The sequence below is a fragment of the Arthrobacter sp. AFG20 genome, assembly GCF_002892795.1.
In the GTDB taxonomy this organism is placed as follows: Bacteria; Actinomycetota; Actinomycetes; order Actinomycetales; family Micrococcaceae; genus Arthrobacter.
Genome location: NZ_PJMC01000004.1, coordinates 313,320 through 325,329, shown reverse-complemented (window position 1 = coordinate 325,329; position 12,010 = coordinate 313,320). Strand labels below are relative to the sequence as shown.

The following is a 12,010-nucleotide window of genomic DNA, read 5'->3' as shown; positions in this document are numbered from 1 at the left end:
AACAGAGCACAGGTCTCCGCCGCCACCTTGGCCAGCAGTGCCAAATGGGGCGCGGTGGCTTCAACCAGTTCAACGGCTCCTTTCGGCTCCGGGGTACTGTCACTTCCCCTTCCGAACACGGCAGGCAACAACGGTAATCCTGTTTACTCACCGAAGTTTTTCACCATCGGAAACACGGGTACCTTGAACGTCACTGGAGCGGCCTACACGGCAACAGCTTCACCGGCCGGCGCCACGTTCAAGATTGAGGCATGCAGCGTCACCTGGAATGAGACAGCCGGAACCTGCGCGGGTACGCTCACCAATGTGCTGGATACTCCTGCCACGAGGCTCATCTCCTCGATTGTCCCCACCGCCCCAGGAAGCGGCGTCCGGCTGCGGGCCAGTGTCTCCGGATCCATTCCTAAGAACACCACTCCAACCTTGACCATCGAAGTAGAGGTTGCTCGCAACCAGACACGGACGGCAACTGTCACCGGAAGCTGACCGCACCCGGAATCGACAATGCCCACTTCCCGAATTCACTCCGGAATGAGACAACATGGCTCAGAAAGGCGATTGCTTTTCCCCACTTCCCCTGCTTCGCCTCGCGGAGGACGTTCAAAGCAGTTCCGCTGCCTCAATGTATGCGGCCAACTTCCTGGAGATGCTGCCAAACAGGGTGGAACGCATTGGCCGGGCCGTCCGGGACCAGAATGGCGTGGCGGCTATTGATGCCGTGCTCAGCTTGAAAGTAAACGCCCGGGCAGTCGGCGGGCTGGCAGTGGAACGGGACTGCTGGGCGTTGGAACAATGTCTGCGAGACGGCGATGCATCCGCAGCGGTCATGGCCGCCGAGACTGTCGCAAAAAGCAGCCAGGCGCTGCAAGTCGCGTTGAGCAGATACGTCTCGCGCTACAGCGTCACTGAGGCGTAATTCAGAACCACGGGTATGGCGGACGCTGTCAGCGCGTGAGTGCCAGCCAGACGACGGCGGCCGTCGCCGCGGTCAGAGATGCCAGGCCAGCGTAGGAAAGAGCCTGCAGCCGGCGCTTCCGCGCCTGGCGCCGCTGAAAACGGTCAGGATTTAATTTCCCCATGTGCCCGACGCTAATTGGGACTCCTTAGATTTAGCTTGGGGCACGGTTCGGCCGCCGCTGCTTGGCCGTGCAGCAGGAACCTGCCTTAGTGTCTGGACCTAGATCGGATGATCACGGCGGAAAGACCACTTGCTGCAGCCAAGGATCCGAGCATGAGTGCCAGTGCTGATGCGTATTCAAAGATAGTCATCGCGGTCACACCTTCCAGTTATGATGCGGCGACACTATCCGCTCGAGCCGGACCCTTCCGAGAATGAATCCAGCGTGTTGAGTCAAGATTCGGTTACGAGGACTGCAGCGCCCCCCCATCAGCCATTCCGCCCCGATCCAACGTGTTTCCGGTCCTGCTGGTAAGCAGCAAGGTCCCGAAACAGCCGCGGGGACGCGCGCAGGAAACGTAGCCATCTGGCGGCGTAAGCCCGAAGTCGCCCTCTGGGTGACAAATCGGCGTAGGGATCCTGCGACAGGTAGACCGTGTCCGGCGGCAGCAACGCGGCGCGCAGCATACGTGGCTTGTCCCGCAGCGGTGATTGGAACAGAGCAATAATGCGGGCGCTGCCAGGTTCCCTTGAGAACAGGCGGTTGCGCCACTCCGTGGATGCAGCCGGCCACTCCACTCCGACGTGCCCGGTAACGATGTCCGTAAGAAAGGGCCGCATGGCAGCGAGCGCATCCGTGGCAGCACTGATTTCATGGACGGCGGGTCCAAGCGCTTCGCGTGCCGAGAGGTCCTTGAGAAAACAAAGTTCCTGCTGAGAAATGTGCAGGTGGGGTGCCCGCAAAGCATGCAGGGCTAGAAGGACAACCCCCAGCTCCTTTGACGGAACCCGCACGCCTCGCCCTGCCATTTCAAGGACCTGCGTTTGGGCCCACATCACGTCAAACGCGGCTGCCGGATCCGCCTCCATCCCTGGGAACCGAAAATGGATGTCAATATGGCACGGCCAGGACGCGTGGTTGAGCGTCACCGAATGCTTGTGAAAAACCCCTATGTCCCCTTCAGCAACCCGCTCACGCCAGCCGCGCTGGTGCAATCCGGCGAGCAGGGACTCAAGGTCCGCTGGCGCCACGAAGACGTCCACGTCCACAGACACCTTGGGCAGCCGCAGTCCCTGAATGACGCTGGCCGGCCCCTTGATGAAGAACGCCCGGATGCCAAGGTTCTCCGCCAGCCTTGCGACGAGGGCATGGCCCAAAAAGACGCCCTCACTAATGCTCAGCAGGCCTTCCGCTGCAGGGGCTTCCATGGCGGGAACCTAGCCCTTTGCCTGGGGAGCGACCGGCACAGGGACGTCCTCACCCCTGCTGTCCGATTGGACTGCGTCAGACCCGCGGAGCGGCGCTTCAGCCTGAGCAGGTGCCGAAGCAGAGGGATAGGTGCCGTAGTAGGAGTAGGCGTCCGTTCCTCGGGTCGGCAAATAGTTGAGGACGGTACCCAGGACCCTGCCCCGCACCCTGTCCAGGTTGCCCAGTGACTGTCCCAGTTGGTCCTGCGTCGTCTTGCCCGCCTGGATGACAACAATTGCACCGTCGGCCACCCGTGAGAGGACCGCGGCGTCGGTGACGGGAAGCAGCGGCGGGGCGTCGATCAGGACGGTTGCATTCTGTGCCAGTGTGCTGAGCATCTTTTTCATGGCCAAGGATCCGAGGAGTTCGCTGGGGTTCGGCGGAATCCGGCCGGACCCGAGGACGGAGAGGTTCGGCAGGGCGCTCCAGGGCTGGAGGACGTCCCCCAGGTCAGCAGTGCCGGCCAGAACTTCAGTGACCCCGACGCCCGGAACCAGATTGAAAACATCCGCCAGCGTGGGGCGCCGCAGATCGCCGTCGACCACCACCACGTTTTCGCCGGCGGCCGCCAGGGTGGCGGCCAGGTTTGCCGTGACAGTGGATTTGCCTTCTCCGGGCACGGAACTGGTAACCACGATGACGCGCGGGGGCTGGTCGACATCCAGGAAACTGAGGTTGGTGCGCAGCTCGCGTAGGGCCTCGCCCATCGCACCGCCGACGTGCGCCTCGGAGTGCCCGGCACTAGCGCCCGCTTCCAGGATGGTGCTCTTGCCGTCCAGGCGGTGGTCGATGGGGAGCGTGCCGATCACGGGGACGCCGAACAGCCGTTCGATTTCAGTGGAGTTGCGGATGCGCCGGTCCAGATGGCACCGGACTACCGCATAGGCCAAGCCAAGACCAAGGCCGCAGAAGGCCCCAAGAGCGAGGCTGAGCCTGACGTTCGGGGAAACTGGGGTGCTGGGCAGGACAGCCTTGCCCAGCGGGAGGATACTGACGGCCGGGGCAGGATCGGAAGCTGAGGTGCTGGCTGGGCCGCCGGGCCAGGCCGTTGCATCGTCCGGCCTCGTTGCCGTTTCGATCGCCCTCACTTCGGCGGCCAGGCCGTTGACCCAGGCATCCGCCACGCGCTGTGCCGTTCCAGGATCAGGCGATTGTGCCGTCACCCGGATTTCAGCGGTGTCCAGCGGAACTTTCACGCTTATGGCACCGAGCAGGGCGTCGGCCGTGGTCTTCAGGTCCAGCGATGCGATTACCCGGTCAGCTACGAGCCGCGATTTGGCCACGGACTCGTAGTTCTTGACCTTTGCCTTGGCCAGGCTGTCCCCGGCCAAGGAAAGGCTCACGTTGTCCGATCCCGGTGTGACTACAATGCCGCTGGACTCGGACGCGTAGATCTTCGGCTGCAGGACCGTCCAGCCGAACGCCGCCAAAGTCGCCAGCAGAGTGAAGGCCACGATGGCCTTCCAGTACACCCGCAGCAGCCGCAGGTAATCGGACAGGTCGAGGCCGGCAGGTGCCTGTTCGCCAGGCGTGCTGGTGACGCTCATCATGGTTCCCCAATCCAGGTTCGTGTTGTTTCCGACCGGCGTTGGACGCCGGGTGCCTGCGGGCGCTACGCGCCGCCCTGTTCCAAAATTGATTTCTCGACGAGCTGGCCCACCGCTGCCGCGACGGCGGTCCGGTAGCCTTCATCGCGGCCGTGCACGCGCCCCACCTCTTCAGCCAACTGTTCCAGCGACATTGCGCCAGCTGCAGCTTCCCAGATGGCGGGCCCCACTCCGCCCAGTCGCACTATCTCGGAGTCCAGCATCACCAGCAGGTCGTCGTCGACTTTCACGGCATCCCTCGGTGTCACCCGGCGGACCCACCCGTCCGGGATGGCCCCGGGCGCACCGTTGAGTCCGGGCGCCTCCCACGCAGCCTTTACAGGGCCGTCGCTCCGAAAGAGCGGCTCCAGGGCCTGCGGCAGGTCCGCGGCCTCCGAGTAGGTCACCTGCCAGATACCCCCCACACTTTCGATCAGCCGGCACAGTGACTGCAGCGGTTCGTCCATTTCGGACTGCGAAGACAACTCGGGGACCAAGGCCAAGAGCCCGTCCGCCAGCGGCAACTGGCGCAGGACAGGGGCCACCGGGCGGTCCTGCATGCCGCTCCTGCCGGGACGGTCAACGCGGTCCAGCAGCACGATGGACTGGATGAACATTTTGGGTAGTGCCGGCAGCAGCCCGAGCTCGCCCGGTCCCAGCTGCTTCTTGGGCGCACCGGGCCCCTGTTTCACGGACAGCGGCTTGGGGTACGGAACCACCTCACCCTCCGGCCCGATGGCTACCGTCTCGTCCGAGACGTACCCGTACGTCCTGGCCAGTACAGACGCCGCGGTGGTCTTTCCCGTTCCGGATTTGGCCACGAGCGCCATGACGCCGCCGCTCTCAGGAGAGGCAACACCGCAAGCGTGGAGCATTATCAGCCTCCCCGCGTTCTCCAAAATGGCCGCGAGCGTCAGCCGGGAGGTGAGATTCTCGGCGAGCGCCTCGAAGGAGGCCGCTTGCAGAGCCAACGTGCCGCCGTCGTACGCTTGCGACAGGTAGGCCACCGATGCGGAGAACGGCAGAGTCTCCGTTGGTTCCATCGGAGCCGGCGGGATCATCGGCACACCGGCGCCCGCACAGCGCTCCCAGGCCGTGGCCATGCGTTGCCACTGCTCCGCTGTCACCGCGTGGCCCCAACTGATGACGAACCGGGTGCCCAGCACATCAACGCACAGCAGGTCATGCCTGTCCTCACCGCTTATGGCTTTCCCCGCGGCGGGGTTGTTACTTGCCTGCTTCATTCGCGGATTCGATCAGTCGCTGGGCTTCCAGGCTTGCCAGGAAACCTTCTACTTGGCGGACAAGCTGGCCGGTGGTGTCCTCGAACTCTGCCTGCAGCTCAGCGATGACGTCCGCCTCGTCGCGGCGGCCATCGATCAGTTGCCAGATGGCCTCGGCAGGGCCCGTCAGGACTACAGGCTGATTGGCGTCTAGGTGCAGCAAAGCCACCCGGCCCGCGGCGTCGGTGCGTACCTCTGCCACCAGGCTGCTGTGTTTCCAGACCACGGTCAGAATGTGACAGTCAGGCCGGCGGTAAGAGCCTGCGTTGTTGCATCCGGCAGTGTAACCGTGATGGTCAAAGTGTAGGAAAGGACAACGCCCTTCTTGGGCGACGGGTTCACGGATTCGTACTGGAGCTGAATCGGAATGTTCAGTGTCTGGCCGCTGGCAACACCTGCGGTGTACGTGAAGGATCCGCTGTAGGCATGGGTGGTCGAGTACGACGAGGACGCCAAGGCAGCCGGCGTCATGGACTGCACGCCCGCGCCGGCTCCAACTGTTCCAACCGGGGCGATGTTGATGGTTCCGGTGATCGGGCTGTTGACGGCCCCGCCCTTGTTCTGGAGCTGGAGTGCTGTGGGACCAGTTCCGTTGCGGTTGGTACCGCCGCCCGTCCCTCCGGAGGGGAGGTAGGTAACCGGCGACCCGGCGCCCACCAACCCCGCTGTCACACTCACACCTGATGCGGCGGCCGCCGGGGCCGCGACGGCGGCGACGATGACTGGCAACGACCAGGCCACACCTGCGACCACCCGGCGGCGGCTGATACCGGCGTCTTCCCTAGTAGTGAAATCGGCACTGATGACCTCAGACAATTGCGCTCCTTAGTAGTTTCGGCTGGTCAGCCTCCCCCTAGGCCGGCCCGGACTCTGGCTACAAATGGGCGGCGCTCCAGAGCCTAACTATCCACGCTCAGGGTTGGCTCAAGGGTTTTGCAAGGTTTAGTCAACGTTGCTCGCCGATAACGGCTGCCATTTTATGGCGACGGCGGGCCTCACCCTCTGCCCCCTAGAGTCGTGCCACTTCGGGGGTGAAGCCGACGCCGACCTGGTTGAGGCCTTGCCGATGCCGTCCGTCCGGCTCAGCTCGACGGTGTTAAAGCTGCCCGTAACTTTGCCTGACATCCGGCAGGCCCGCTCGTCCTCCTCGATGCCAGCGGGCTCGGCCATGTTTCAGTCGCCGCCTCCCGTTGCCCGGCACAGGAAACCACGGAACGCTTTTCGGAAGGCGCGACGGCGGCGCTCCCGCCGGCCGGCGGACCCGGCCCGGGGACAACGTGGGACTGCTGACAGCTGCCGGCTACCGGGTCCTCGACTTCACCCTGGGCGACAATGTGGCAAGTCTGCAGGAAGCCCTCGCAAGCGGAACCTGGGGTGTCTCGCTGAAGTCGGAGCCCCTCGCGGACACGTTCGCCAAACTGCGCCGCATCGCCGCCGGGGAACCATCGACCGTCAGGAGCTCGCCGCCGCCATCGAAGTGGACAGCGAATTCGTCGCGGCAAACCTGTCCGGCCGCGAGCGCGAATGCCTGCCCTCTACGCCGACGGCCTGGCCAGTACCAGGTGGCCCGTCGCATGGGGGGTCCGGGAGAAGTACGAGGCGGGCCGGCCCGCTGGCACGAACGTCACACCGGTCTGCCCCGTGGACACCAGCGGATACATTTCGGGCACCATCGTCACCGACGCGTGATACAGGACCACGAGCATGCGGCGATGAACCGCAGTCCTGTCAGTGAATCCACCGGGTGCGCGAAACGTTCATCCCTTTCCCGAGTCAGCTTGCGATGACCAACTACCCTTAGCTGTGAACTTCACTCGGACGCGTTTCGCCCCCTTGAACAGCAGTCAGAGCTAGTATCCATCGGGTCAGCTTCTTGGTGTGCCGTTCGGTGGCCTGCGCGAATGCCCACCCGGCCAAAACCAACACGGCGACAACGACAGCCAACAGGCACCAGTTCAGTGGAGAAGGGCCCCACGACCCAGTCACACCATCGCGGCTCAGGACCACCGCAAGTAGAGTCAGCAGGGGCAGATGCATGGCATAAAGCGAGTAGGAAGAGGGTGCGAGCCCACCTAGCGAGCTGACCGTGAGCCTGCCTACAACGCTGCCAGGCTTCGGGTCAGGCAGGAGCAGTCCAACTACGATCGCGCCCATCAACGCAACGACAAACGTTGCCGGCGGCGCGTAGTCTGGGCTGCCTCCACTGATCTTGTCGGCAAGCATTGCCGCCAACAGCATGCCAACCGCTACAAAACGAGCCGAGACGCGGACTGAGGGACGCCAAGCAGCCACGATGCTGACAACGTGGTGCTGTTGCGCCGCAAGCAGTGCTCCAAGCAGCCAAGCGGAAAACAGGATGATGACGTTGACTCCGAAGAAGACGCACAGCATCAGCGCCAAGGCTGCCGAGGCGTAACGCGGCCATCCAGCCCCTCGTACGACGCCTAGAACGATGATCGGGAAGAGCAAGTAATAGGCGAATTCAAACGTCAGTGACCAGAGTGCCCCGTTGGTGCCCAGCGTTGGCACATAGGTGGGTTGGAGAAAGAGTAAGTTCCCCACAGCAGTCAGGGGGGCTGTGTGAAGTGTTGCATCACTCGCCGGCCCAAAGCGACTAGAGCCGGCAAAGAATGTTCGACCCAAGAAATCCAGCACAAGGGTCAGAATTAGCGCTGGAGCGAGCACGATCCAGAGGCGGACGAGTCGCGTGATGCCGTACGCCTTCCAAGAGAAGTACCCTCCCCGAGAAGCCTTGATAACACTGCCCCCGACAAAATAACCACTCAAAACAAAGAACACCAAAACGGCTCCGTGCCCGATGCTCGTCATAGCGTACAAGGCCTTGAGGGCGACTGATCCGTCAACTTGTTCGAGAGGCACGAATAGCCAACCACGGGCGTGCCCAATCACCACCAAAAGTGCGGAAACAGTGCGGACGACGTTCAGCGCGGCGTTCTCAGATTTAACCCCCATGCCGACATTCTATCTGCCCCAGAGGAGCATCTTTTGTGTCCCTCTGTGTCGGCGCATGCCGGCCTGTTCCTGCTGGATAGGATCAAGGTCCGGATCCCCCATGGTGCGACTCGAACTCAGAATTCTTGGACAACCTTGGAGCCCAAATTTCTGTTGCCCGAACCCGGTTCGCCTTTGCACGGCCCGCCTCCCACGTTTCGTCCACGAGCGACTAGGGTAACGCGGAATTTCCGCGTCTCCTCGGCACGACGGGCGGCGATCATCTTTCCCATGTCGAATCATCCCCGATGCGTCAGCCTAGTTCCTGGGGGCGGCCTTCGTGGACACTATGGGCTGGGGATGCTGTGGAACCCAGGCTTCGGCTCAACATGTTGGGCTAAGGAATCCGCTACAGCGCTGGCTCGGTAGGTTCCTCGTCACGCATGCTCCGTTTAGTACAGAGCCACAAGATCAGGGCAACTACCATGATCTGCCCCATCGACTGAAGTAGCGAACCGCGCAGCATGATGACCTGGTAAACCGAGAACACCGGCACAAGCAGGCCCATGAAGCCACGTTCCCTGAGCGGCAGTTGAGCTTGCCTTTCCGCCCAGACAGTGACAGCTCCGTAAAAGACGAAGAACGTGGCGACCAATACGAATCCACCGTCGATGTACATCTCAGCCGGCAGTGGAGCAGACAGGTTCGTGAAGTCATATCCTTTGTCCTGCGCTACGATCTGCCCGGTATCGAAACCTTTGTCAGACCAGAAAGACCGCGGGACCCAGAATAGGAGCGCCGAAAGAACCTGGTGTCCCCAGGTATGGCCATGAACAGTGACGTAGTCCACAGTGTTCGCGATCTGTTGGAAAGAGTCGTAGTCTCCCTGCACCAGCGTGCCCGTAAGGGAATCCGAAGCCGTGGACCGGGCTCCTTCCCGCCGGAAGACATTTAGAGCCGGGAAGAGCACCAGCAGTCCCAGCACGACGCCCAGTGCCAGAGTGAAAAACGTCCGGCGAGTGAGCGGCCACAGCATAGCAAGCAGCAACCCTACCCAGACGCTTATCGTCACGTACCGGGCTGACGCCGCCGGGTTCGAGGCAAAAAGGGCGAGGCATATCACCACGAGGGAGGTGAGGCCCCAGCCCTTGATGATCCGGTTACGCTTGGCCGTAATCATCAGATAGGCGGGAACAAATGAGGCACTGATCAAGGCAGCAGACGAAAGCCCCGCACTTGCTCGGGCGTCAGCGCCACCCGTCGCCGCGATGAGGGTACCAATTGACTCACGGCTGCTCAGCAGTGTCTCCGGCCCGATCCGTAAGACCTGGGCGAGGCAAAGTGCCACAGCAACCGGGATGACTAATGCCATGCGCCTAGAAGACAGCTCCCGCGGCGCCCTCACGGACTCCGGCACCGGCCTTCGAGACTGAACAAACCTTCCAGCCTCGTACCCGGCGAGCGTGACGACGAGGACCATAGCGGCCGTACTACCAGCAGATTCACTGACATCGGACGGCCAAGGCCATGTGTCCTCGCCAATCTGCGCGAGCGGGGCAAGACCGGCAAAGAAGTAGATATAGATCCAGAAGAACAGTTGAACAGTTCTACCGCGCCCATTGACTGCCAAAAGACTTAACCTGCACCCGGCATACATCGCAACGATAAGAACGATCACGACCCACGTTGACCAAGTGTCGATACTGGATGAGATCAGGATCGGCGTCAGAAAGCCCGTCAGAACTATGAGTACGGGCGCGATCAGGTCCAAGAGCGTTGTTTGCGGTCGGATAGTGCCCAGTGAGTTGATCATCCGCCAGTCCCCCAATATGCCATATCAAAGGATTCTACCGGGCACGTAAGACGATGAGTGCCCGCCCATACGCTGACTCAGCCGGTGACCCTGCCGAGAGGAGTCAGCATGGTCGTGTTAGGGCAACCGATAAATCGGCCCTACCGGTACCCGTCAACAATGGCCGCAGCGATCTCCTTGTACGCCCGGCGCGTCTCCGGCTTCAGATGGTCGAGGGTCACCAAGTCACCGTCGGCCACTCCCCTGTCGTGTGGCACGGCGATCAGCTCACGGCACATGCCGGCAAGGTGCTCCTCGATGGCGTCCTTGTCCACGCGGGAGGACACCTCGTCCTTGTCCGTGATGACCACGATCGCGTTGCGGGCGAGCTCCTCGTAGCCGTGACCGGCCAGCCACTGCAGGGTACTGCGGGCGCGCTTGGCGCCACTCACCGCGTAGCCGGCGGCGATGATCAGGTTGTCCGCCGACTGCAGGATGCCGCTCATCGCGTTGTGCGTCACGCCGGTGCCGCAGTCGGTCAGCGCCACTGAGTAGTAGCTGGAGATGAGCTTGCGGATGCGCAGATATTCCTCCGCCGTGAGCGAATCGGACACTTCGGGGTCCTGCTCGCCGGCGATAAGATGCAGCCGGCCGGAGTGGTGCATGTACCGTGACAGCTCAGTGAGCGAACTGACCGACTCGATGTTCTTGAGCAGGTCCGTGATGGTACGAGGGGTCGCCTTCTGGTAGATGCCCTCGCCGAGGGCGCGCTCCACAAGGTCACCGGAGTCGGGGTTCGCGTCGATGGCGCACGGCGGGTCGCCGCGGAACTCAGCCAGCGTCAGGCCGACCCCCACAGTGGTGGAAGTCTTGCCGATGCCGCCCTTGAGGCTGAGCACGGCGGTGTTGAAGCTGCCCTGCAGCTGGCGCGAGATCCGGCGGGCCAGCTCATCCTCCTCGCGCTCCAGCGCGCTCGGGCCCATGTTCCAGGCGCCCCCGGTGGCCCGGTACAGGAAGCCGCGGAAGCCCTTCTTGGGACGAGGCTTCTGCTCGCGGACGAACGACGTCGGCAATGCGGTCGCGTCCGCCGCCGGCACCTCAGGTTCCGGGAGGCTTTCGGGAACGCGCGACGGCGGCGCTCCCGCCGGCTGGCGGACCGGCGCCGGGGGTGTGGCCGCGGCAGGGGGCGCATCAGACAGCGCGTCGGCAACGGCCGCCGCCTCCGCCCAAGACGAGCTACGGACGGGAAGCGGCGGTGCTGTGGGTTCAGGTGTCACGGCGGGGAAGGTTCCTGTCCAGGCGTCGGAGCCGTCGTCGTTTCGGCGGCGGAAGCGGCGGCGGAGCTCGGGCTGCGCCTCGTCGGTATCGGCCTCGGCTAATCGGTTATCCGCTGGTTCAGGCATGGTTCAGTCCCCCGGGACTCGCAGCGGCGTCCCGCTGCGGTGGTCGATTGGCTTGGTTCAAGCAACCATTCTAGGTGCCCAACGAGGACCTGTCGGTCACCATCCGTGGTCGCCCGCCCCTGGCGGGCCAGAGCAAGCCGGATTCATCCTTGGGTGAGGGCAGCCGCGACAACGGCAGCAGTGATCACCAGCAGGATACTCAGCCCCACGTAACCCCACCATTTGGGCCGGCTGCGATGCGGGTTGATGTCTACGTAGGGCACGGCTACTTCACCCGCGCCGGAACCGGCACGGCTGCCGCCGGCGCAACGGCCCTTCGCTTGAGCCGGAGCATCCAGTAGAGCCCGGCGAACGGGACCAGCAGGCTGCCCAGCAGGCCGGACAGCGCGAGAACAAAATCGGTGACAGCCACGGTTGAGACCTCCGTAAGCGGCAGCACCTTCGGCACACCAGAACGACTATGCTCCGGCGCGCCAAAGGGGCTGGGAATGGACCCCCATTTTTTTGGATCGCTCGTCAGCCTACTTAGCAGTCTAGGGCGCTGTCCAACCGGACACGCCCATTTACTGCAGCCACTATTCAACTATTGCTGCGTTTCGTGCTTTTCCCTATCGGCGGAGGGCCAGCA

General features: G+C 63.1%; 12 protein-coding genes. 3 read left to right on the top strand and 9 right to left on the bottom strand.

The genetic code is table 11. The features are described 5' to 3' along the window. Nucleotides 1-183 precede the first annotated feature (183 nt). Together CXZ05_RS22810 and CXZ05_RS06900 are read left to right on the top strand one after the other, a co-directional pair. Complete coding sequence (locus tag CXZ05_RS22810; RefSeq protein ID WP_146033066.1) at nt 184-486, top strand: hypothetical protein; 303 nt, start codon at nt 184-186, stop codon at nt 484-486. Nucleotides 487-541: 55 nt separating this feature from the next. After that, nucleotides 542-916 carry an Hpt domain-containing protein gene (locus CXZ05_RS06900; RefSeq protein ID WP_102971862.1) on the top strand — a complete coding sequence of 125 codons (375 nt, stop codon included), beginning with the start codon at nt 542-544 and terminating at the stop codon, nt 914-916. 471 nt (nt 917-1,387) lie between these two features. Here CXZ05_RS06900 and CXZ05_RS06895 read toward each other — a convergent pair whose 3' ends face one another. The 5 genes from CXZ05_RS06895 to CXZ05_RS06875 all read right to left on the bottom strand — a co-directional run bounded on the left by CXZ05_RS06895 (nt 1,388) and on the right by CXZ05_RS06875 (nt 6,051). Next, a complete protein-coding gene (locus CXZ05_RS06895; protein ID WP_102971861.1) occupies nt 1,388-2,326 on the bottom strand; it encodes a nucleotidyltransferase family protein in 939 nt (312 codons plus the stop codon). A 9-nt stretch (nt 2,327-2,335) separates the two neighbouring features. Then, on the bottom strand, nt 2,336-3,913 hold the full coding sequence (locus CXZ05_RS06890; protein WP_102971920.1) for a polysaccharide biosynthesis tyrosine autokinase: 1,578 nt from the start codon (nt 3,911-3,913) through the stop codon (nt 2,336-2,338). 65 nt (nt 3,914-3,978) lie between these two features. Next, the gene (locus CXZ05_RS06885; RefSeq protein ID WP_102971860.1) at nt 3,979-5,196 is read right to left on the bottom strand and encodes an ATP-binding protein; all 1,218 of its coding nucleotides are present in this window, start codon (nt 5,194-5,196) and stop codon (nt 3,979-3,981) included. Beyond that, a complete protein-coding gene (locus CXZ05_RS06880; RefSeq protein ID WP_102971859.1) occupies nt 5,180-5,461 on the bottom strand; it encodes a PqqD family protein in 282 nt (93 codons plus the stop codon). Before CXZ05_RS06880 ends, CXZ05_RS06885 begins: the two co-directional genes overlap by 17 nt. A 2-nt stretch (nt 5,462-5,463) precedes the next feature. Beyond that, nucleotides 5,464-6,051 (bottom strand): hypothetical protein, encoded by a 588-nt coding sequence (locus tag CXZ05_RS06875; RefSeq protein WP_102971858.1) that lies wholly within the window; start codon nt 6,049-6,051, stop codon nt 5,464-5,466. Nucleotides 6,052-6,759: 708 nt separating this feature from the next. Between CXZ05_RS06875 and CXZ05_RS23075 the strand changes: the two genes are divergently transcribed. Next, nucleotides 6,760-6,924, top strand: coding sequence for a hypothetical protein (locus CXZ05_RS23075; RefSeq protein WP_180987309.1), 165 nt, complete (start codon nt 6,760-6,762; stop codon nt 6,922-6,924). A gap of 108 nt (nt 6,925-7,032) precedes the next feature. Here the strand turns inward: CXZ05_RS23075 and CXZ05_RS06865 are convergent, their stop codons facing one another. The 4 genes from CXZ05_RS06865 to CXZ05_RS23070 form a co-directional block, all read right to left on the bottom strand. Next, a complete protein-coding gene (locus tag CXZ05_RS06865) occupies nt 7,033-8,208 on the bottom strand; it encodes an acyltransferase (protein WP_102971856.1) in 1,176 nt (391 codons plus the stop codon). A 388-nt stretch (nt 8,209-8,596) separates the two neighbouring features. After that, nucleotides 8,597-10,000, bottom strand: coding sequence for an O-antigen polymerase (locus CXZ05_RS06860; protein WP_102971855.1), 1,404 nt, complete (start codon nt 9,998-10,000; stop codon nt 8,597-8,599). A 140-nt stretch (nt 10,001-10,140) separates the two neighbouring features. Further along, nucleotides 10,141-11,382, bottom strand: coding sequence for a MinD/ParA family protein (locus CXZ05_RS06855; protein WP_258006476.1), 1,242 nt, complete (start codon nt 11,380-11,382; stop codon nt 10,141-10,143). 265 nt (nt 11,383-11,647) lie between these two features. Continuing rightward, the gene (locus tag CXZ05_RS23070; RefSeq protein ID WP_180987308.1) at nt 11,648-11,794 is read right to left on the bottom strand and encodes a hypothetical protein; all 147 of its coding nucleotides are present in this window, start codon (nt 11,792-11,794) and stop codon (nt 11,648-11,650) included. Nucleotides 11,795-12,010: the final 216 nt, after the last annotated feature.